At 57.2% G+C, this 20,137-nt stretch carries 12 protein-coding genes and 1 riboswitch; of the genes, 8 read left to right on the top strand and 4 right to left on the bottom strand.

What is annotated here, in order from left to right; genetic code table 11:
• Positions 1 to 224: 224 nt before the first annotated feature.
• The 4 genes from ACESMK_RS00965 to ACESMK_RS00950 all read left to right on the top strand — a co-directional run bounded on the left by ACESMK_RS00965 (position 225) and on the right by ACESMK_RS00950 (position 7,200).
• Positions 225 to 833 carry a biliverdin-producing heme oxygenase gene (locus tag ACESMK_RS00965; RefSeq protein ID WP_372994369.1) on the top strand — a complete coding sequence of 203 codons (609 nt, stop codon included), beginning with the start codon at positions 225 to 227 and terminating at the stop codon, positions 831 to 833.
• Positions 820 to 4,413 (top strand): EAL domain-containing protein, encoded by a 3,594-nt coding sequence (locus tag ACESMK_RS00960; RefSeq protein ID WP_372994367.1) that lies wholly within the window; start codon positions 820 to 822, stop codon positions 4,411 to 4,413. Before ACESMK_RS00965 ends, ACESMK_RS00960 begins: the two co-directional genes overlap by 14 nt.
• A 354-nt stretch (positions 4,414 to 4,767) precedes the next feature.
• Positions 4,768 to 6,273 carry a sodium/proton antiporter NhaB gene (nhaB, locus tag ACESMK_RS00955; protein WP_372994365.1) on the top strand — a complete coding sequence of 502 codons (1,506 nt, stop codon included), beginning with the start codon at positions 4,768 to 4,770 and terminating at the stop codon, positions 6,271 to 6,273.
• Positions 6,274 to 6,444: 171 nt separating this feature from the next.
• A complete protein-coding gene (locus ACESMK_RS00950; RefSeq protein ID WP_372994363.1) occupies positions 6,445 to 7,200 on the top strand; it encodes a substrate-binding periplasmic protein in 756 nt (251 codons plus the stop codon).
• A 27-nt stretch (positions 7,201 to 7,227) separates the two neighbouring features.
• Here the strand turns inward: ACESMK_RS00950 and ACESMK_RS00945 are convergent, their stop codons facing one another.
• Positions 7,228 to 7,953 (bottom strand): DUF3047 domain-containing protein, encoded by a 726-nt coding sequence (locus ACESMK_RS00945; RefSeq protein WP_372994361.1) that lies wholly within the window; start codon positions 7,951 to 7,953, stop codon positions 7,228 to 7,230.
• A 122-nt stretch (positions 7,954 to 8,075) separates the two neighbouring features.
• A riboswitch (cobalamin riboswitch) is annotated at positions 8,076 to 8,284 on the top strand.
• Between the two features lie 194 nt (positions 8,285 to 8,478).
• On the opposite strand from ACESMK_RS00945, the gene ACESMK_RS00940 reads away from it, so the two are divergent.
• The 3 genes from ACESMK_RS00940 (at position 8,479) to ACESMK_RS00930 (ending at position 13,560) form a co-directional block, all read left to right on the top strand.
• Positions 8,479 to 11,244 (top strand): ribonucleoside-diphosphate reductase subunit alpha, encoded by a 2,766-nt coding sequence (locus ACESMK_RS00940; protein WP_372994359.1) that lies wholly within the window; start codon positions 8,479 to 8,481, stop codon positions 11,242 to 11,244.
• 124 nt (positions 11,245 to 11,368) lie between these two features.
• The gene (locus tag ACESMK_RS00935; protein WP_372994357.1) at positions 11,369 to 12,427 is read left to right on the top strand and encodes a ribonucleotide-diphosphate reductase subunit beta; all 1,059 of its coding nucleotides are present in this window, start codon (positions 11,369 to 11,371) and stop codon (positions 12,425 to 12,427) included.
• A 137-nt stretch (positions 12,428 to 12,564) separates the two neighbouring features.
• Positions 12,565 to 13,560, top strand: coding sequence for a 2-hydroxyacid dehydrogenase (locus ACESMK_RS00930; protein ID WP_372994355.1), 996 nt, complete (start codon positions 12,565 to 12,567; stop codon positions 13,558 to 13,560).
• Between the two features lie 55 nt (positions 13,561 to 13,615).
• Here ACESMK_RS00930 and ACESMK_RS00925 read toward each other — a convergent pair whose 3' ends face one another.
• Complete coding sequence (locus ACESMK_RS00925) at positions 13,616 to 14,341, bottom strand: PEP-CTERM sorting domain-containing protein (protein ID WP_372994353.1); 726 nt, start codon at positions 14,339 to 14,341, stop codon at positions 13,616 to 13,618.
• A 163-nt stretch (positions 14,342 to 14,504) separates the two neighbouring features.
• Entirely contained in the window at positions 14,505 to 16,607 is a 2,103-nt protein-coding gene (locus ACESMK_RS00920; protein WP_372994351.1) for a molybdopterin-dependent oxidoreductase, read from the bottom strand.
• Between the two features lie 164 nt (positions 16,608 to 16,771).
• Between ACESMK_RS00920 and ACESMK_RS00915 the strand changes: the two genes are divergently transcribed.
• Positions 16,772 to 17,548 carry a CLCA_X family protein gene (locus tag ACESMK_RS00915; protein ID WP_372994349.1) on the top strand — a complete coding sequence of 259 codons (777 nt, stop codon included), beginning with the start codon at positions 16,772 to 16,774 and terminating at the stop codon, positions 17,546 to 17,548.
• Here the strand turns inward: ACESMK_RS00915 and ACESMK_RS00910 are convergent.
• Entirely contained in the window at positions 17,500 to 20,127 is a 2,628-nt protein-coding gene (locus tag ACESMK_RS00910; RefSeq protein ID WP_372995411.1) for an EAL domain-containing protein, read from the bottom strand. The genes ACESMK_RS00915 and ACESMK_RS00910 overlap by 49 nt on opposite strands.
• Positions 20,128 to 20,137 lie beyond the last annotated feature (10 nt).

Raw genomic sequence — 20,137 nt, 5'->3', positions numbered from 1 at the left:
TGAGTCAGCGAAATTCTACTACGTATAAATTTACGACATATACCCATTAAGGCTGATATCGATCAAGTCACTTGTTCTTTATATTCCGTGCGGCCTGCAACCTTTTTGATGTACGTCATAACTGGCGACGGGTTGGGCAGTTTTGGGGTCTTGAACATCATGACATCAACATTCACTGGCGCTATTCTCGGGAGTAGCAGAATCTGTCAGGTTGGATTTCAACAATGGTTTCGGCAGCAAAGCGCCCACCTTTCCACGAGCAGTTGCGATCGGCAACTCATGGTGTCCATGTTCGGTTGAACCGACATCCGCTTCTAAGCCAGTTGACCCGCCCGGCTTTGGATCTCTCGACTTATACGCTGATTCTCGAACGCTACTGGTGTTTCTACAACGCAGCAGAAGCGGTCATACGTGAGTGCATTAGTGAAGGGATGAGCACGTTCGAATACGGCGCAAGGTATAAAACGGACTGGTTGGCCCAGGATCTGAGCTGCCTGGGTTTCAAGCCAGTGGCAAATGGCTGCTTCCGTAACGGACCAGACTTCAGGCGACCCCGCAACGAAGCAGAACTGGTCGGTATGTTATACCCGCTGGAGGGTTCTACTCTGGGAGGGCAGGTCATCAGCAATCGGCTCGGGACTACTCTGGGCCTTGATGCCACCAACGGTGGCCGGTTTTTTAACGGTTATGGGGAACAAACGGGCCGGTATTGGGCAGAGTTCCTTGATTATGGGGACCGATCATTACGGACGCCGGACGAGCTTGATCTGGCCTGCCGTTTCTCTCAGCAGCTCTTTGCACGGTTTGAGGCGCACATCGATGGCCGGGTTTGATGGCTTCGGCCAGTCTGATCGGGACAGCATTCTCCAACAGGCACTGGAGAACTGTGAAAAAGAGGCCATTCACCAGGTTGGCTCGGTTCAGCCCCATGGTGTTCTGTTGGCGCTGGATAGTGACTTTGTCATTCGATACTGCAGCGACAATGCGGGCACCCTGTTTTCAGAGCCCTGGCGGACGTTGTTGGGTCGACCGTTTGCTGACTACGTCAGGGCCTCAACGATAGCGTCAATCCGTACCCTGGGTGGGCTGGGTGATTGGCGATCTTCTGCCGTCATCAAAGTGGATATCGAGACTGCGGGCCGTGTCTTGGTGCACGATGCGGCGGTTTCTTTTAATGCGCCTTATTGGCTGGTAGAAATCGAAACTGTGGTCTCGGATCAGAGCGAGCTCTTCAGCCAGATGTTTGTTCCCGCGCGGGACCTTCTCTGGCAGCTCGATTCCGAACAGGATCTGCAAAAGTACACCGGTAAGGTGACGGAACTCGTACGCCTGGCGACGGGTTATGACCGGGTGATGATGTATCAGTTCGACAGCAACTGGGACGGTGAGGTGATCGCCGAGAGTCGCTCCGAGCTGACACGAAGTTACCTGGGGCACCGGTTTCCTGCCTCTGACATTCCGGCCCAGGCCAGGGCCCTTTACACCCGAAATCTCACCCGAGTGATTGCGGATGTAAAAGCGCCTTCGGTCCAGGTTCGGGGCGAGGATTCGGGTACGGCTGCAGGTAAGCTCGATCTGACCTATTCAGCCTATCGGTCCCTGTCTCCGGTTCACCTTGAGTATCTGGGTAACATGGGGGTTTCAGCCACACTGACCATTTCACTGATTCAGAATGGCAGTCTGTGGGGAATGCTGGCCTGCCATCACAAGAGCCCGAAGCACGTGACCCTGCGCGAACGCGAGCTTTACGAGCTGATCGGTAAAACTATCTCGATCAAGCTCTCGGACTTGAAACATCACGAAGAGAAAAAGCTGAAGGATAGAGTTAACCGGCTGTTATTCAACACGACCATCAACAGCCTGGAAGGTCTGTCTGCCAGTCATGCCGGTGAGCTGATGGCGATAGTTGGTGCCACGGGGCTCGTGGCAGTCGATAACGGCAACCGGTATCGCTTTGGTGAGGCCCCCTCCCATGAGCAGATTGAACGGCTTGAGTCTGAATTGAGACAGTGGCAGCCGACACAGGTGTTTCATACCGAGGATCTGCCCTCCCTGTTTCCGGAAGCGAAGGACTACGCCGACAAGGCCTGCGGCATCATGCTGGCTCCTTTGAATCACACGCTGGATCATTACCTGTTGTGGTGCCGCGGGTGTATGACTTATAGCCAACAGTGGGCCGGAGAGCCGCACAAGGAAATCAGCAGAACGGAAGAAGGCTTCCGGATTTCGCCAAGAAGATCTTTTGATAGCTGGACTCAGATATACGACAACAGATCGGCGCCCTGGACTTCTCTGCAGATAGAGCTGGCTGGCGACCTGGCGAATGCCTTCATACAACAGGTCAATCAGAAATCACTGCTTGAGCAGGGCGAACAATTCCGGAATCTGGTTGAACTGTCTACGACCATGATCATGCGCCTGGATGCTCGGGGATGTATTCGCTACACCTCTGCTGCCAGCGAACGGATTCTGGGTCGCGAACCAGCCGGCCTGGAAGGCATCGAGTTTGCGACGCTGCTCGACAACGATGACGCAAATCATTTCAGACAATTGCTTACGGGCCTGCCATCGACTGGTGTTGCCGACAGGCTGATGGTTAAGTTTGTCCATGACGATGGCCGGTGTGTCTGGGGAGAGGTTGAGTGCACACCCGCTGCTGAGGGTGAGCTTCCAGCTGTTATTTTGACCGTGAACGACATCACTCAGCGCCACAACTACCAGATGGCGCTTGAGGACCTGCATCTGAGAAACGCGCTGACAAGGGATAGGGCACTTGATCAGACGTCCGAGGCGGTGGTCATCACAGGCCCGGATAATCGAATAATCTCGGTAAACCGAGCCTTCTGCGAGATCTCGGGCTACCAGGAAGCAGAGGCCATTGGGCAGAACCCGTCGTTCCTTAAATCAGGTATTCATACGCCGAGTTTTTACCAGGAGTTATGGCGCTGTCTGAAAACAAGAGGGCGTTGGGAGGGTGAGATCTGGAACCGCCGTAAGACCGGTGAAGTCTTCCCCTTCCTGGGCAGAATCTCGGCAGTGCATGAGGACAACGGTGGGGTACGGAACTACATCGGTGTTTTTTCTGATAATTCACAGGCCCGAGAGGCCGAGGAAAGTCTGCGCTTTGCGAGACACTACGATTCCCTGACCGGTCTGCCGAACCGGCAGTTCTGTTTGGAGAGGATTCACCAGAGCATCTCAACGGCGCAAGAGCACGGCGGTGGCCTTGCGGTGGTGCTTCTGGATATTGACAGTTTTAAATTGCTCAATGATTCGCAAGGCCACGATAGTGGTGACCGGTTCCTGAAATCGATGGCCAACCGGCTGGTTGAAAAACAGCCAGAAAATGGAACGCTGTTCCGATGGGGGTCTGACGAGTTTCTGCTGCTTCTGGAATCGGTCGACGACAAGGAGTCCATTGCTCCTGTGTTACAGGACCTGTTGGCCAATCTCTCAAAGCCTTTCCTGCTGCCGGATCATGAGGTGATTCCCTCAGCCTGTGCAGGAATCAGCTTTTACCCTGAAGATGCCGCTGACACGAAAGCACTGATTCAGGCAGCGGATACGGCGTTGTTCAGAGCTAAGGAGTGCGGTCCGGGCAGCGTTGAACTGTTCGCACCGGCTCTTGCCGAGCGGGTCCACCGAAGGTTTGAAATCGAGAGTGAGTTGCGACGCGCTATCAGGAAAAGCGAGTTGCAGCTGTATTACCAGCCCCAGGTAAACAGTCAGACCGGTGCCTTGATCGGCGTTGAGGCACTGGTGCGCTGGAACCACCCCCGAAAAGGCCTGGTACCCCCCTGTGAATTCATATCGCTGGCGGAGGAGTGCGGACTGATTGAGTTGCTTGGGGATTGGGTTCTCACATGCGCGCTGGAGCAGATGGCGCAATGGCGGACCCACAGCCAGGAAATACCGAGAGTGGCGGTGAATATCGCTCCGCAGCAGTTGGTTACGGGATTCGTTGATCGAGTCAAAGAGTTGCTTCTGCGGTATCAGGTGCCCGCCGATGCGCTGGAACTTGAAATAACCGAGGGTGTTCTTGAACGCAATGAGCAGGTACTGACCCTGCTGAACCAACTTCGGCAGATCGGCGTGCAGTTGTCGATCGACGATTTTGGAACCGGTTACTCGTCTCTGGCGCATCTGAAGCATTTGCCCGTGACTTGTTTCAAACTGGACAAAGCGTTTGTGGACGGGTTGCCCGAAGGCACCTTTGATGTAGCTATTCTTCGCGCCGTTCTGGCTCTCGGCCACAGTCTGAATATCAAAGTACTGGCCGAAGGTGTGGAGACAGAGGCCCAGTTCAGGTTTCTGGCAGAACAGCGGGTCGACAGCATTCAAGGGTACTTTTTTGGCAAACCGATGAGTGCGGAAGCGCTTTCGGTCTGGCTTGAGGAACGGCGCCAGAACTGATTCATGGGTTGGTTCTCTTGTGCAATCTGGAGACAAGCGTTTTATTTCACGGTCCTGCCTTCCCGAAGCGTCTGATCAAAACGATCAGATCATTAGCGCTTTATTATTTTTTCAACGAGTGGCCGCATTGCGTCGCAAATCGGTTAAAATACGGTCGCTCTGGTGATTCCAGTTAAGTAATATTACGAAAAAATCTCGTAGTGGCCGATCCGATCTCGCCTTCTTTTTGTTATTACGACCAAATAAGGTCTGGAAACGTACCTTTGGACCATACCCCGGTACATAAATATCAAGGAAGATTCGGGCCGTCTGCCACACAATTCCAATAACCCGTTTTCTCAGAAGATTTCCGTAATGCCCAATACCGTCATTTCCGGCTTTACCCACAATTTCCTTGGCAAGGCGCCCGTCTGGTACAAGCAGGTCATCCTGCTGTTTCTTATCGCCAACCCGATTGTCATGTGGACCCTGGGGCCGGGAACGGCCGGCTGGCTGCTGATTGCCGAGTTTATTTTCACCCTGGCGATGGCGTTGAAGTGCTACCCGCTCCTGCCGGGAGGGCTGCTGGCGGTGGAGGCGTTGCTGATCGGCCTGACCACGCCGGACGCGGTCTATCTGGAAGTGCTCACCAACTTCCCGGTTATCCTGCTGCTGATGTTCATGGTGGCAGGCATCTACTTTATGAAAGAGCTGCTGCTGGTGACTTTTACCCAGATTCTGGTGGGTGTACGCTCCAAGTCGGCCCTATCCCTGCTTTTCTGCAGTGCAGCCGCCGTTCTTTCGGCGTTCCTGGATGCCCTGACCGTTACCGCTGTGATCATCAGCGTAGCGGTGGGTTTCTACTCGGTTTACCACAAGGTGGCCTCTGGTAAGGGTTATCAGCACAAGGATCACAACACCGGCAGTGATGACGAGGTGATAGAGCTGCACCGGGAAGATCTGGAAAACTTTCGGGCCTTCTTGCGCAGCCTGTTGATGCACGGTGCTATCGGTACCGCATTGGGTGGTGTGGCCACCATGGTGGGCGAGCCGCAGAATCTTCTGATTGCCAAGGTGGTGGGCTGGGATTTTGCCGGTTTCTTCCTGCACATGGCACCGGTGAGCGTGCCGGTGCTGGCGGCGGGGCTCTGCACCTGTTGGGCTCTGGAGAAGCTGCGCTGGTTCGGATACGGCGGCCGTCTGCCCAAACCGGTGCGCCGTGTGCTCGAGGAGTTTGCCGAAAACGAGCGGGCCAAACGCACCAAGGCGGATCAGGCGGCACTCTGGGTGCAGGCCTTCGCTGCCGCAATCCTGGTGGTGGGCCTGGCTTTCCACCTGGCCGAGGTGGGTCTGATTGGTTTGCTGGTGATCATTCTGATTACCTCATTCACCGGTGTCACCGACGAGCACCAGATTGGCAAGGCCTTTCAGGAATCCCTGCCCTTTACCTCACTGCTCGTGGTGTTCTTCGCAGTGGTAGCGGTTATCCACGAACAGCATCTGTTCAAGCCGGTTATTGACTACGTGCTGTCTCTTCCGGAGGCGCGCCAGCCGGGCATGTTCTTCATTGCCAACGGGGTGCTCTCCATGATCAGTGATAACGTGTTCGTGGCTACTGTGTATATCAGCGAAGTGAAGCAGGCCCTGGATGCCGGCGCTATCAGCTATGAACACTTCCAGAAGCTGGCGGTGGCCATCAATACCGGGACCAACCTGCCGAGTGTGGCGACGCCAAACGGCCAGGCGGCATTCCTGTTCCTGCTGACGTCTGCCATAGCGCCACTGGTTCGGCTTTCATACGGCAAGATGGTGATTATGGCGTTTCCCTACATGCTGGTGATGGGTGGCGTTGGTCTGTACATGGTAATTAACTATATTTGACAATCTGTCATGTTTTTTGCGGGCGGTGTCAGTGCAGATTTTTCCGGGTCTGTTAGTCTTTGCTTAAACAGATCTTAAAAAACGGATTCCATGTACAGTTGCTGCACTTTTTGTCCTCTCTTCGCACTGATGAACCGGCAGTCACTGACTGGCCGGTTTTTCATCTTCTTGATGCTCGCTGTTTCAGCCTTTGCGGTATCGGCCCAGGAAGGGACGGATAGAAAAACACTGCGTGTCGCCTACCTGGAGTTTCCGCCTGTTACCTATCAGGAGGCCGATGGAACACCGGCCGGCAGCTTTATCGAGTTGACCCGCAAAATTGCGGCTGAGGCTGGCTATGAGCCTGAATTTCTCTATTTACCGGTCAGTCGCGTTTATCTCTACCTGGGTAATGGCGCGATCGATGTCTGGCCCGGAGTCACTGAGGTCCCTAGCCTTCAGGGTAATGTTCTCGAAACCTGGGTCAGCCCCTCTGCGGTAAATCTCAGTGCCTGGTACCTTGATGGAACGCCGGCCCTGACCAACCTTGAGCAGTTGCGGGGCAAACGGGTGATTGTGATTGGCGGCTATACTTATGCGGGCCTGCTTCCGTGGCTTGAAGCCGACAGTGACATCCGGGTTACGGAAGCGCCGAATCACCGTTCTGCGGTTGATATGCTGACCCGTAAACGGGGTGATTACCTGTTGGATTATCGCCAACCTGTCCGGGAAATTCTCACCGACCGGGAAGATCGCATGATTCGGGAGTCGGACGTGCGCACCCGAAACCTGGCCTGGGTATTTTCGCTTGCCCATCCGCGGGCTGCACTGTTGCGGGATGAATTCGACGATGCCTATCTGCGCCTTGTGGAAAAGGGCGAGGTACCGCCTGTGCGGGAAATTACCGACGGTTATATGATACCTGGTTACCCTGAAGAGCTGCGCTGATTGGCTTTACGAAAGAGCGAGGCTTGTTCAGGGGCGTAACCGGATATCGCCGTACCAGGCTGTGGCCTTCTCACCGGTGTTATCCGAGTCCGACATGATTGCAATGCCCACCACCGGCGGTGGCTCTTCGCCAAAGGCCTTTCGATAGTCGGCCATGATATCCCGTTCCACCGTGACCCATTCGCCGACCTGATCCGGCCCGGAATTGACGGCGACCATCACCGTTTTCTCGGTGTAAGGATTGGGCACGAACTCCCCTTCCGGCAGAGTATTGGCCCAGATGTAGTTCAGGGCATTGCCGGGCAGGGACTCGCCGAATAATACTTCAACCGTTTTGCGTTTTGCGCGTTCAAAAAAGCCGGCCTTCTCAGGCTGGAATTCAAAAGCGACATAGATTCTGGCAGGGTAATCATCCCCGGACTTTTCACGTGCGTCGCCCTTTTCAAAGACGTTTGAGACCTTCCAGCGCCATTGCAGCACCAACGAGTCTGACGGTTCCAGATTGACCCGGGCGATCAGGCCTGATGCTCCGCCTTCGGTGGTGGCACGGACGACCTGTTGCCCATCCTCCGTTTCCAGCTCATAGCGGGTGAGCTGATCAATCTTGGGAAATTCCAGGGGCTCCCAGCCGTCACTGAGAGACTGCATCTGGGAGAAAGGCGTCAATGTTGCCTCTTGTGAAGCGACGGGAGCAGAGAGCGTTAAAGAAATGAGGAGCGGGCCCCAGATTCTTCGATATCCGACCTTCTCCATCGTGCCGTTCCTCTGTCAGGGTGTTTCCGTTGCAGACAGATGTTTTACCCGAAAGTGCCTTGTCCTGTAAAAGCTACCCGTATATAGTGTTTTTATCCTTGGTCAAGTACCAGATGTAGTGATCAGTGCGTAACCAACCCGGTTAACGCGTGATCACAATACGCATTCTGGTATCGGGAATCCGGTGAGAATCCGGAACTGACGCGCAGCGGTATTGGGGAACAAGCACGGCATTACGACACTGGTGAAAACCGGGAAGTCGCCGAGCGAGGCCGAATCGAACGATTCACGCCCCTGAGTCCGAAGACCTGCCAGGGAAACAACTGCACCTTCGCGTTTCAAGGTGAGCAGACCGGACTCAGGCCAGACTCGTAGGTCGGATTAGCGAATGCGTAATCCGACACCCCTGTCTACGCCAGACCGCTTTCGTCGGATTACGCTTCGCTAATCCGACCTACGGTGGTGCTCCGATTCTCTGCCTACGCGATGGTGAAAGGAATTCAACGCGTATTCAGGAGAACACACATGTCCGCCTCAGCCCTGGCCGAACCCCGGCCAACCTCCCACACCGATACCCAAGCCCTTCAGGTCATCAAACGCAACGGCACCCTTGTCGGCTTCGACCCCTCGAAGATCAGCATTGCCGTGACCAAAGCGTTCCTGGCTGTTGAGGGTGACAAGGCTGCCGGCTCCGCCCGGATCAATGATGCCGTACACCGGGTCACCGACCAGGTTATCCACGCCATCGGCCGGCGCCTGAAAGCCGGAGGCAAGGTGCATATCGAAGACATTCAGGATCAGGTGGAACTGGCCCTGATGCGGGCTGAGGAGCAGAAGGTGGCCCGCGCCTATGTGCTTTACCGGGAAGAGCATGCTCGCGAGCGTGCCCGCCATGCCCCGGTGGAGGCCCACCCGCACCTGACCGTGAAAAAGACCAGCGGCGAGATCGCCCCGCTGGACCTGGGTCTGATGAAGCTGCAGGTGGAACAGGCCGCCACCGGGCTGGAGGGCATTGACGGGGATTCCCTGGTGGACGATGCCCTGACCAACCTTTACGACGGCATTGCCGAGGAAGACGTGCTGTCGGCATTGATCATGACTGCCCGCAGCCGGATTGAGCGGGAGCCGGACTACAGCGCAGTGACTGCACGGCTGCTCCTGGAACAGCTTCGGCTGGAGAATGCTGCTGCTCTGGACCTGCCCATCAGTCTGCCGCTGGCGGAGATCTACCCTCAGGCCCTGGCAGCCTTCATTGAAGCGGGTATTCGTTATGAGCTGCTGGATGAAGCCCTTGCCGCTTTTGATCTGGAGCGCCTTGGCGCGGCACTGAAACCGGAGCGTGACCTGCAATTCGGCTTCCTGGGCCTGCAAACCCTGTACGACCGCTACTTCCTGCACTGGAACAAGGCCCGCCTTGAGCTGCCCCAGGTTTTCTTCATGCGCGTCGCCATGGGCCTGGCCCTGCGCGAGGACGACCCCAATGCCCGCGCCATCGAGTTCTACAACCTGTTGTCGTCGTTCGACTATATGGCCTCCACACCCACGCTGTTCAACAGCGGTACCCGCCATTCCCAGCTGTCGTCCTGTTACCTGACGACGGTTGGCGACGATCTGGAAGATATCTACGGTGCCATTCGCGACAACGCCATGCTGTCAAAATGGGCTGGCGGCCTGGGCAACGACTGGACCCCGGTACGTGCGCTCGGCTCCCACATCAAGGGCACCAATGGCCAGAGCCAGGGTGTGGTGCCGTTCCTGAAAGTGGTGAACGACACCGCCGTGGCGGTGAACCAGGGCGGCAAGCGCAAGGGCGCGGTGTGTGCCTATCTGGAAAGCTGGCACCTGGATATCGAAGAGTTCCTGGAACTGCGTAAGAACACTGGCGACGAACGCCGCCGCACCCACGACATGAACACCGCCAACTGGGTGCCGGACCTGTTGATCGAACGCATGCGCGAGGACCGCGACTGGACCCTGTTCTCCCCCAGCGATGCACCGGATCTGCACGACCTCTACGGCAACGCCTTCCGTGAACGTTACGAGCATTACGAAGCGCTGGCCGAGCAGGGCAGGATCAAGCTGTTCAAGAAAATCCCGGCCAAGCAGCTCTGGCGCAAGATGCTTACCGTGCTGTTCGAAACCGGCCACCCCTGGATCACCTTCAAGGACCCGTGCAACCTGCGCTCTCCCCAGCAGCACCGGGGCGTGGTACACAGCTCCAACCTGTGCACGGAAATCACCCTGAACACCAGCGCCGATGAAATTGCCGTGTGCAACCTCGGTTCCGTGAACCTTGCGGCTCATATCGCCAATGGCGAGCTGGATGTGCAGCGCCTCGAAAAAACCGTGAACACCGCTGTGCGCATGCTCGATAACGTTATCGACATCAACTACTACGCTGTGCCCCAGGCCCGCAATTCCAACGTCAAGCATCGCCCGGTCGGTCTTGGCCTCATGGGTTTCCAGGATGCGCTCTACCAACTGGGCCTGCCGTATTCCAGCCCCGAAGCGGTAGAGTTTGCCGATGTTGCCATGGAACAGCTGAGCTACTTTGCCATCCGCGCCTCGGCCACGCTGGCGGGAGAAAGGGGCGCCTACGAGAGCTACGAGGGCTCACTGTGGCAGCAGGGCATTTTGCCCATCGACTCCATCAACCTGCTGAAGGAAAACCGCAGGGAGGGGGACCTGTCCGTGAACACCAGCGCCCGGCTGGACTGGTCGCCTTTACGTGAACTGATCGCCAAAAACGGCATGCGCAACAGCAACGTCATGGCCATTGCTCCGACGGCCACCATCTCCAACATCGTGGGCGTGTCCCAGTCTATCGAACCGGCTTACCAGAACCTGTTCGTGAAATCGAACCTCTCCGGCGAGTTCACCGTGGTCAATCCCTCCCTGGTCCGCGACCTTAAGGCCGAAGGCCTGTGGGACAACGTGATGGTGAACGACCTCAAATACTTCGACGGTTCGGTGCAACAGATCGACCGCATCCCGGCGGTACTGAAAGCCCGCTACGCCACCGCCTTCGAGATCGATGCGAGATGGCTGGTGGAAGCCGCCGCCCGACGCCAGAAATGGCTCGACCAGGCCCAGAGCCTAAACCTTTATATGGCCGAGCCCAGCGGCAAGAAGCTGGACGCCTTGTACCAACTGGCCTGGGAACGTGGCCTGAAAACCACTTATTACCTGCGCTCACTGGGCGCCACCGGCGCCGAAAAGACCGCCCCGGTTGCAGCGCCCCAGCCCCAGGTATGCAGCATCGATGACCCGGACTGCGAAGCCTGCCAATAACGCCGCGGTAAATGTAGGTCGGATTAGCGGAGCGTAATCCGACAACCAAGCCAGAGTTCAGGAACAAAGTCGGATTACGCTCCGCTAATCCGACCTACGATGAACCGAATGTAGAGGTAAGAAAATGCTCAATTGGGACGACGAACCAACCACTCAAACCAAGCCGACAAATAGAGAAGGCCCGGCTCCGGTCAACGTCGACGACAAACGCGTCATCAACGGCGAGACCGACATCAACCAGCTGGCGCCCTTCAAGTACCCCTGGGCCTGGGAGTACTTCATGAACGCCAACAAAAACCACTGGACCCCCCTGGACGTGAACATGGCCCAGGACGTTCATGACTATCACCACCGGCTGACAGCGCCAGAAAAGCACGTCTATGAGAACGTGCTGGCTTACCTCACCACGTCGGACATCCTGGCCATGCGCAACATCGGCCTGGCGGTGATGGAAAAGATGAGCGCGCCGGAGCTGCAGATCTACCAGGCCCGACAGGTTTACGAAGAAGCCATGCACACCTGGGCCTACCAGCACTGCATCGAAACCCTCAACCTGGACCAGAGCGAGATCTACAACCGTTACCGCGTGGTGCCCGCCATCAACGGCAAGATCCAGATTGCCAACCGACGACTGGATGCGGCCATGCGCCCGGACATGAACCTGCGCAACAAGGACGACCTGCAGGAATTCATCATGTCCTACCTGTTCTTCGCGGCGGTGTTCGAAGGCACCTGGTTCTACAACGGCTTCAGCCCCATCTTCGCTCTCCAGCGCCGGGGATTGATGCGCGGTACCGGCGAGCAGCTGCAGTACATCCTGCGGGACGAGGCCATGCATTTCTCCTTCGGCCTGAAGGTGGTCAACCAGATCGTGGAAGAGGAGAACATCACCTTCGACCCGAAAGCCGTGCGTGAGATGTGGGACGAATCCGAAGCTGCCGAGAGAGCCTATGCGGACTACATCCTGCGGGATCCAATACTCGGTTACTCTGCTGAGTATCACAGCGAGCAGTTCCGCTTCGTGGCCAACCGCCGTGCCCGCACGGTGGGCCTGGAAGAGCCGTTCCCCGGCGCGAAGAACGTCTCGCCCTGGCTGGACGAACAGGCCACCTTGCGCAAGGAGAAGAACTTCTTTGAAACCCGGGTGATTGAGTATCAGACGGGCGCGCAGTTGGAGTGGTAAATCCGGGCCGCTTTCATGGGGGTAACGATCTGTGGTTGATCTATGCGGGATGAACGGGTTTCAATAACGTTATTGCAACACATCGAGCATCCCGGCCCTGCCCGGTCGGGCCTTACCTCCGCACAAGGCCAGCACCCATGAAAGTGGCTGTTTTCAGCACCAAGCCTTACGACGAGAAGTTTTTTCAACAGGCGAACCAGAAAGCCCACCCGCATGAGCTGGTCTTTCTGGAAGCCCGACTGAACCACGCCACCGCTGCCCTCGCTCACGGTTTTGAAGCTGTTTGCGTGTTTGTGAATGACCAGGTGGATGCGACTGTTCTGGAGAAACTGTCTGAGGGTGGTACCCGCGTAGTGGCTCTGCGGTGTGCCGGTTTCAACAACGTAGATCTCAAGGCCGCCCAGCGGCTGGGCGTTGATGTGGTGCGTGTGCCCGCCTACTCACCCTATGCGGTCGCTGAACATACGGTTGCCCTGATCATGACCCTCAACCGCCAGATTCACCGGGCCTACCACCGGGTGCGCGACGGCAATTTCGCCCTCGACGGGTTACTGGGTTTCGATCTTCACGGCCGGACGGTGGGGGTTGTCGGCACCGGCCAGATTGGCGTGGAGGTGGTGCGCATCATGCGCGGGTTTGGCTGCAATGTGTTGTGTTACGACCTCCACCCTAACCGCGAAGCCGGGCAGCTGGGTGCCGAGTACGTCGAGCTTGATGCGTTGTTCAGGGATGCGGACATTGTTACCTTGCATTGCCCGTTGACCCCCGAAACCCATCACCTGATCGATGCCGAAGCTGTGGCCAAAATGAAGCAAGGTGTGATGGTGATAAACACCAGCCGGGGCGCCATCGTGGACACCGGCGCCATCATCGACGGCCTCAAATCCGGTCAGGTTGGCTACCTCGGGCTGGATGTCTATGAGGAAGAGGGTGACCTGTTTTTTGAAGACCTTTCCAATCTGGTGTTGAAGGACGATGTTTTCGCCCGCCTGCTGACCTTCCCGAATGTGGTGATTACCGGCCACCAGGCATTCTTCACCCGCAATGCCCTCGAAAGCATCGCCCAGACCACCTTGGGAAACCTGACCGAGCTGGAGCAAAGCGGGCAGTGCGCTAATCAGCTGAGCGGCTGAATGGCGCTAACAACCCGGGCGCTCCAGAGTTATCGGTTACAGTTTACCCCCTCGTTCACGATTTTTTGCGACTGCGAGACAGGGCAAGACCAAGTAGTCCAAGCGCGAACAGCGCCAGGGTGCCTGGCTCCGGGACGGCAATAACTCCTACCGTGACGTCGTCCAGGCCAAAACCGTCGTTGCGGTTGTTAGAGAAGATGGAAATATCTCCAAGGCCTTGCGCATCGAACAATGACAGGTAGAACACTTTGCCGTTACCCAGGGCAGAGCCAAAGATATCGCCAAACATGTAACCATCCACTTCGATAGAGAAACGGCCACCTGCATCGTTAGGGTCGGTCATGTAAAACCCCAAAGCGTTGTAGCCAGCGGTTGGCGCGATGTTCAGTATTCTCGCGTCCATGCTGTCCAGCCAGTTCTCAGGAGAGGTTGAAAAACGACCACCGAAGGGGGTTGCACCATGATTCAGAACGGCGAGCCCCTTATTGCAGTTGAAACCGGAACTGTCGCAACGGCCACCAGATCCGGCCAACACGCTTGTGAAGGAACCGACTCCTGCAGCGGAGTTTATCGTGATTGACTGACTGCCCACCGAAAAGCGAGTGTTATCTTCAAAACCCTCAGTAAGATGGCCAGCTTGAAGCGAAGCCAGGAAGCTTGCCCGGGCATTGCCCGCAGCAGTTGCGCCCTCGGCGCTAACGGTTAGAAGGGGGGCGGCGTTCGCCCAGGAAAAGGCTCCCAAAAGAAGCCCGATTACCGTGCCTGTCCTTATGCTGTTCATATCAGTTGTCCATATAATGCGGGCAAAATAGCCGCGCATTACTTGTGGACTGTGCATAAGCCGAGCCACTTCATTAAATGGATTGGGTTCAAGTACTTAAAAATCGAGGACTTTGCCCTGTGTAAAGTATTTCGACGTTAATGCCCTGTTCACCCATACCGCATCAGGCTGCGCGCACCGCCACCCGTGTACCATTGAACGCCGCATTGCCGGTCAGCGCATCAACACGATGAGAGTCGGTGACGTCGTTCATGCTTACGCCGGGTTGTCCCTGTGCAATCGACATGGCGGTGTCCGGCCGGTTGTGACCCCAGCCCTGGGGCATACTGAGCACACCCCCGAACATATCGTCGTCGATTTCCACCGGCAGCTGGATGCTGCCGGTGGCCGAACTGACGATTGCCAACTGCCCGTCTTCAAGCCCGAGTTTGCCGGCATCTGAGGCGTTCATCTGCAACGTGCACGGGTTCTTGCCTTTTACCAGCCGGAGGGAATTCTGAGTCCAGGTGTTGTGGCTTCGGGGCAGGCGGCGGCTGATCAGGGTGAACGGATAGTCGCTGTTCTGGTTTGCCTGCAACAGGCCCGAGGCATCCAGGCGTTTCAGATCGTTCAGATACAGCTCGGGGGCAATCCGGATCTTGCCGTCCTCGGTCTGGATGCGCTGCGCCAGGCAGGGCTGCAGCGGTCCCAGATCCATGCCATGGGGGCTGGCTTTCAGGGTCTCCAGGCTCATGCCCTCTTTACCGTAGGCGCCGTGCTTCAGGCCAAGATCCAGCATCGCTTCCGGGGTCACGCCGTCGTCTTTCAGACCGGTCAGCTGCAGGGCCAGATCCCGGAGAATCTCCCAGTCGTGTTTCTGGTTCGGTGCTTTCTCGAACATCGGTTCGGAGAACTTGGCGGTGTTGCGAACCGCGAAGGAGTTGAAGAATACATCAAAGTGGGGCACCTCCAGCCCGGTCGTGGCCGGTAGTATGATGTCCGCATGGCGGGTGGTTTCGTTCAGGTAGATATCCACCGACACCATGAAATCCAGGTTATCGAACGCTTCTTCCAGGCGGGATCCGCCAGGCGCCGAAAGCACCGGGTTACCGGCGATGGTTATCATCGCGCGGATCTGGCCCTCGCCCGGGGTCAGGATCTCATCGGCCAGGGTGGCCACGGGGAACTCGTTGTTGAAGTAGGGGAGCTTTCTGACCCGGGACTCATAGCGGCCATAGGAACTGGGCTTGCCCTTCTTGTCCCGAACCAGATCAAAGGCCGGCTGGGGGAACATGGCGCCACCGCGGCTATCGAAGTTGCCGGTCAGAATGTTCAGCACGTTGTTCAGCCACTGGCAGAGGCCGCCGAAGGACTGAGTCGAGGCGCCCATGCGGCTGTAGCAAACGGCGCTTTTGGCCGCTGCCATCTCCCGTGCCAGCTCGCGGATGGCGTTAGCGCTCATACCGCAGGCTTCCCCCACGGTTTCCGGTGAGTAGGGTTTTACGGCTTCGGAGAGTTGCTCCAGCCCGTCGATCCGGTCTTCCAGGTGGCCAGGGGTAACCAGCCGTTCCTCAAACAACGTGTGGACCATGGCCAGCATGAACAGGGCATCGGTTTCCGGGCGGATAAACAGGTGCTGGTCGGCCTTTTTGGCGGTCTCGGTGCGGCGTGGATCAACCACCCCCACCTTGCCACCGCGTTGCTGGATGGCTTTCAGGCGTTTGCCCACCCCGGGCGCGGTCATCAGGCTGCCGTTGGAGACAATCGGGTTGGCGCCGATGATCAGCATGAAATCCGTGTGGTCGATGTCCGGCACTGGAATCAGCATGCCCGCGCCGAGCATGTAATTGGAGGCCACGTGGTGTGGCAACTGGTCAGCGGAGGCGGAGCTGTAACGGTTGTTGGTGCCCAGCGCCTTGAAGAACCGTGGCAGCATGATGGCGTTGCCGAAATTGTGGGCGTTCGGATTGCCCAGATAAACCCCGACCGCATCCTGCCCATGTTCCTGCTGGATGGCGCGGAAACGGGAGGCGATTTCACCGAACGCCTCATCCCAGCTGATTTCCTGCCAGCCGTCGGCGGTGCGCCTCATTGGCGTTTTCAGGCGGTCCTCGTCGTTGTAGAAATCCTGGAGTGCGACCGCTTTCGGGCAGATATGACCGTGGCTGAACGGGTCGTTGTTGTCGCCCTTGATGGACAGGATCTCGTTACCCCGATGCTTGATTTCGAGGCCACACATGGCTTCACAGATGTTGCAGGTGCGGTAATGGGTCTGGGTGTCGGTCATGGCAAACACTCGGTCTGGATATTGTCATTATTGGTTCTGGCAGTGTGGCACATGCCGGCGAAAAATCAGACGGTCATAATTCACATAAAACCGGTCAATCCCGCCAAATGATGTTTCTGCCCGTGGCGGAAAGACAGCCCGGTTTTTCATCGTACAATAGCGCCATGACCAGATCCTTTTACCGTCGGGGCCCGGACCATCGTGCCGGTGCGCCGGTTACCTTTCTCGACGTCCGCCGTCGTTTCCAGTTTCGTTCCATCGAGATTGGCCGCTGGGTCACAGAGCCGGAGAAACAGCGCAGTGCGTCGCTGTTCTACGATGCCTTGTGCGACCTGATGACCATTCTTGGCGGCACCGAGTCGCTGGTTTCCCTGCGCGGCACCCTGGCTTTGCAATACGGCATTGGCGGCCGACCCGGTGTATCGGCCCATTACACGCCTGCCACACGCAGTTTCTCACTGGCCAAGAATGCCGGCCCCGGCAGCATTGCCCACGAGTGGTTTCACGCCTTCGATCACTACATTGGCGAGAAGCTTTTCGGCGCGACCCAGATAGGCCAGTTTGCTTCGAAACTCTGGCTTGGCCGCGACGATGCGATCAGGCATCCGTTGAACGATCGTCTGCAGGCCTGTTTCAAGGCGATTCTCCTGGACGAAAATGGCGCAGAGCCGAGCGAGCTCTTCCGGTGTTCGGTGAAGGCTGACAAAGCGGCGGGGATTCAGTATTTCAGCCTGCCCGAAGAGCTTTGCGCCCGGGCGTTTGAAGCGTTTGTGCAGGATGCAGACCTGAAGAATGCCTTTCTGGTGAGCGGCACCCGGGAATCTGACGAAGCCAGAATGGGACTGTATCCACTTGCTGAACAGCGTGAGCGAATCAATCAGGCATTTCTGGATTATTTTACTTCTCTGGGGTGGGCGCTTCGGGCAAGCGAGGTGAAATAATCCTCACTCCGGGTTTGCCCTTCCACCAACCACGCTTCCAGCTCGCGGAGTGTTGTGGGGCGACAGACCCAGTAGCCTTGAAGCAGGTCAGCGCCCAGGCTTTGCAACAGAGCGGCCGCCTGTTCCGTTTCCACGCCTTCGGCCACCACCTGAAATCCCAGGCCATGACCCATGCTGATGGCCGTCTCAACGATCATCCTGGCGCTCTCGCTGGTATGGATATCCTGGAGCAGGGCCCGGTCCAGTTTGATTTCGCTGGCGGGCAATTTCTTCAGGTAGGAGAGTGAGGAGTAGCCGGCGCCAAAGTCATCGATCGAAATTTTCAGACCAATCTGTGCCAGCGCTTCCAGGGCTTCGAGACCTTTATCCGGGTCGTCCATGGCGGCGGTTTCGGTCAGTTCCACGATGATCTGATCCGGATGCAGCTGGTACCGCTTCATCCGGGTTTCGAAAAGGCCTTTCAGTTCCGTGGACACCAGGTCCCGGGCGGAAACGTTCACCGATACCGTCAGTGCAGGATCAATGGTGTGCAGGCTTTTCAGGTCGTTCAGTGCCTGGTCGATAACCCAGCGGGTCAGGTGTTTGATCACACCGGTTTTCTCGGCCAGCGGAACGAACTCTGCGGGGGGGACCCACCCTCGCTCCGGATGGTGCCAGCGAATCAGGGCCTCCACACCCTCTACCCGGCCTGTGGTCAGACTGACTTTGGGCTGATAGTGCAATTCCGGCTGATTCAGGTGCAGCGCTTCACGAAGATCAGCCATCAGCGTAAGCCGGCTTTCGTTGTAGATGTCGTTGCGGTGGGAATAAAAGCCGCTCTCGTAAGGGCCATGGGGGGCCATTTCCATGCCGACGTGGGCATTTCGGATCAGCAGGGCCGCTTTTTTGCCGTGCTCGGGGTAGCTGGCGACGCCGAAGCGAGGGCCGGGTTCGATGGCCAGGTGGTCAATCAAAACCGGTTCTGCCAGTTGTTTGAGGGCGTTGTCCAGAACCTGGAAATTATCTCCGGCCTTGCTCACGTCCACCAGCACCCCGAAGCTGTCCCCGGACAGCTGATAAACCCGTTCCTCGCGCCCGCGTGCATCCCTGGTAGCGTGAACCATTGGCAGTCTCTGAGCCAGCTCGGTCATTTGCTGGGCCATACGTTTTAGCAGGCGCTCACTTCGTTCAAGGCCCAGTGTACGGTTCACCTCCTTGAGTCGTGTTACCCGGGCAACACCGATCATATAGCGTCCGTTCGGGGCTTGTTTCAGTTGTTCGTCCACCATCCACTCGAACCGGTTACGGTTGGGAAGGCCGGTAACCGGGTCATGGGTCAGTGCTTCATTCAGCTGGTCCTGGGCTTCGTTGCGGGCCTTTTGTTGCTGCAGGATGTCGGCCTGCGCCTGGATCTTCTGTTCCCGTTCACGGTACAGCCGGTCTGCCAGGGCGAGGGTCAGGATGAAAGCCTCCAGCCCGGAACCAATCTGCATGGCGTATTCGGTGAAAAAATTTTCCGGCAGCAGACCGAGCGCCCGGCCTGCGGTTGCCGACACGCCCAGTGTCAGTGGCGTCCAGGCGATGGTGAAAAACGCCCCCGCGCGAACACCGGCAGCCCAGGCCACAGGACCTGCGGCCAGAAGCAATGAGAAGAACCCGAATGCCGAAACCGCCGCCACCCGGATGCCGGTGTCGTAGCCCATAAACGGTGCGCTCATAAAGTACAGAATCTCGAAAACCAGCATGGCCTGCAGGGCGCGGTAAAGCCGCGGACTGTGGAAGCGAACCTTCAGGAATTCCATGCAGAACAGGATGGAAAACATGGCCAGGAAGGGGATGGACAGCATCAGCACATGGGCGTGCAGGAACGGTGCCTGCGGGTATATATGCTGGAGCGTAAAACCTCGGACAGCGGCAAAGAACAGGAAATACCCGGAAATGGCCAGCGCGTAGTACAGGTACAGCTTTTCGCGCAGGGTCAGGAACACGGCCAGGTTGATCAGAATGATGACTGCCAGGCTGCCATAGTAGAAGAAATGAAGTTTCTGCTCGTTGGCAGCGGCCTCGTAGAAATCATTCTGTTGCCATATCTTCAGGGGCACCACCATGGTCCCCTGGGTGGCCACCCGAATGAAGAGAGTCTTGCCGGTGTTCGGATCCACCTGGAATCGCAGCAGCATGTTGGGGTGGTCGACGTCTCTCGGGTAGAAGGGGTGGGTATCGCCGGTCTGGAACTTCCGAAGAAGGGTGTCTCCGGCAAACTCATGGAATACCACGTCATCGAGTTGCGAGTAGCCCAGCTCAGCGATCAGAAGCTGATCGCGGTCGGTCTGATTGCGCACCCGGACTCGCAACCAGTAGGCGGAATCGGTGATCCCGAAGGTGGCCTTGCCGGACCGTCTGTCTTGCCAGGCGGAGTCGGGAAGGGCGCGAACATCGGCCAATGTTGCGTCAGCACCGGTGTCTTCCCAGTACTGAAAATGGCTCTCAATCGGTTCGTAAGGGGTGAGCGTAATCTGTCCGGCATCCGCGTGGGCCAACTGGAACACGCACGAGGCCAGGATCAGAACAAGGATACGCAGAGCATTGCTGAGGATCACCAACAGTAGA

It is taken from the genome of Marinobacter sp., assembly GCF_041687235.1.
GTDB lineage: Bacteria > Pseudomonadota > Gammaproteobacteria > Pseudomonadales > Oleiphilaceae > Marinobacter.
This window is presented reverse-complemented; position numbering and strand designations above follow the sequence as displayed.

Excerpts from the sequence above, each read along its gene's own strand:
- ACESMK_RS00965 (WP_372994369.1), top strand. The coding sequence starts at position 225 with ATGGTTTCGGCAGCAAAGCGCCCACCTTTCCACGAGCAGTTGCGATCG.
- ACESMK_RS00960 (WP_372994367.1), top strand. The coding sequence starts at position 820 with ATGGCCGGGTTTGATGGCTTCGGCCAGTCTGATCGGGACAGCATTCTC.
- nhaB (WP_372994365.1), top strand. The coding sequence starts at position 4,768 with ATGCCCAATACCGTCATTTCCGGCTTTACCCACAATTTCCTTGGCAAG.
- ACESMK_RS00950 (WP_372994363.1), top strand. The coding sequence starts at position 6,445 with ATGCTCGCTGTTTCAGCCTTTGCGGTATCGGCCCAGGAAGGGACGGAT.
- ACESMK_RS00945 (WP_372994361.1), bottom strand. The coding sequence starts at position 7,953 with ATGGAGAAGGTCGGATATCGAAGAATCTGGGGCCCGCTCCTCATTTCT.
- ACESMK_RS00940 (WP_372994359.1), top strand. The coding sequence starts at position 8,479 with ATGTCCGCCTCAGCCCTGGCCGAACCCCGGCCAACCTCCCACACCGAT.
- ACESMK_RS00935 (WP_372994357.1), top strand. The coding sequence starts at position 11,369 with ATGCTCAATTGGGACGACGAACCAACCACTCAAACCAAGCCGACAAAT.
- ACESMK_RS00930 (WP_372994355.1), top strand. The coding sequence starts at position 12,565 with ATGAAAGTGGCTGTTTTCAGCACCAAGCCTTACGACGAGAAGTTTTTT.
- ACESMK_RS00925 (WP_372994353.1), bottom strand. The coding sequence starts at position 14,341 with ATGAACAGCATAAGGACAGGCACGGTAATCGGGCTTCTTTTGGGAGCC.
- ACESMK_RS00920 (WP_372994351.1), bottom strand. The coding sequence starts at position 16,607 with ATGACCGACACCCAGACCCATTACCGCACCTGCAACATCTGTGAAGCC.
- ACESMK_RS00915 (WP_372994349.1), top strand. The coding sequence starts at position 16,772 with ATGACCAGATCCTTTTACCGTCGGGGCCCGGACCATCGTGCCGGTGCG.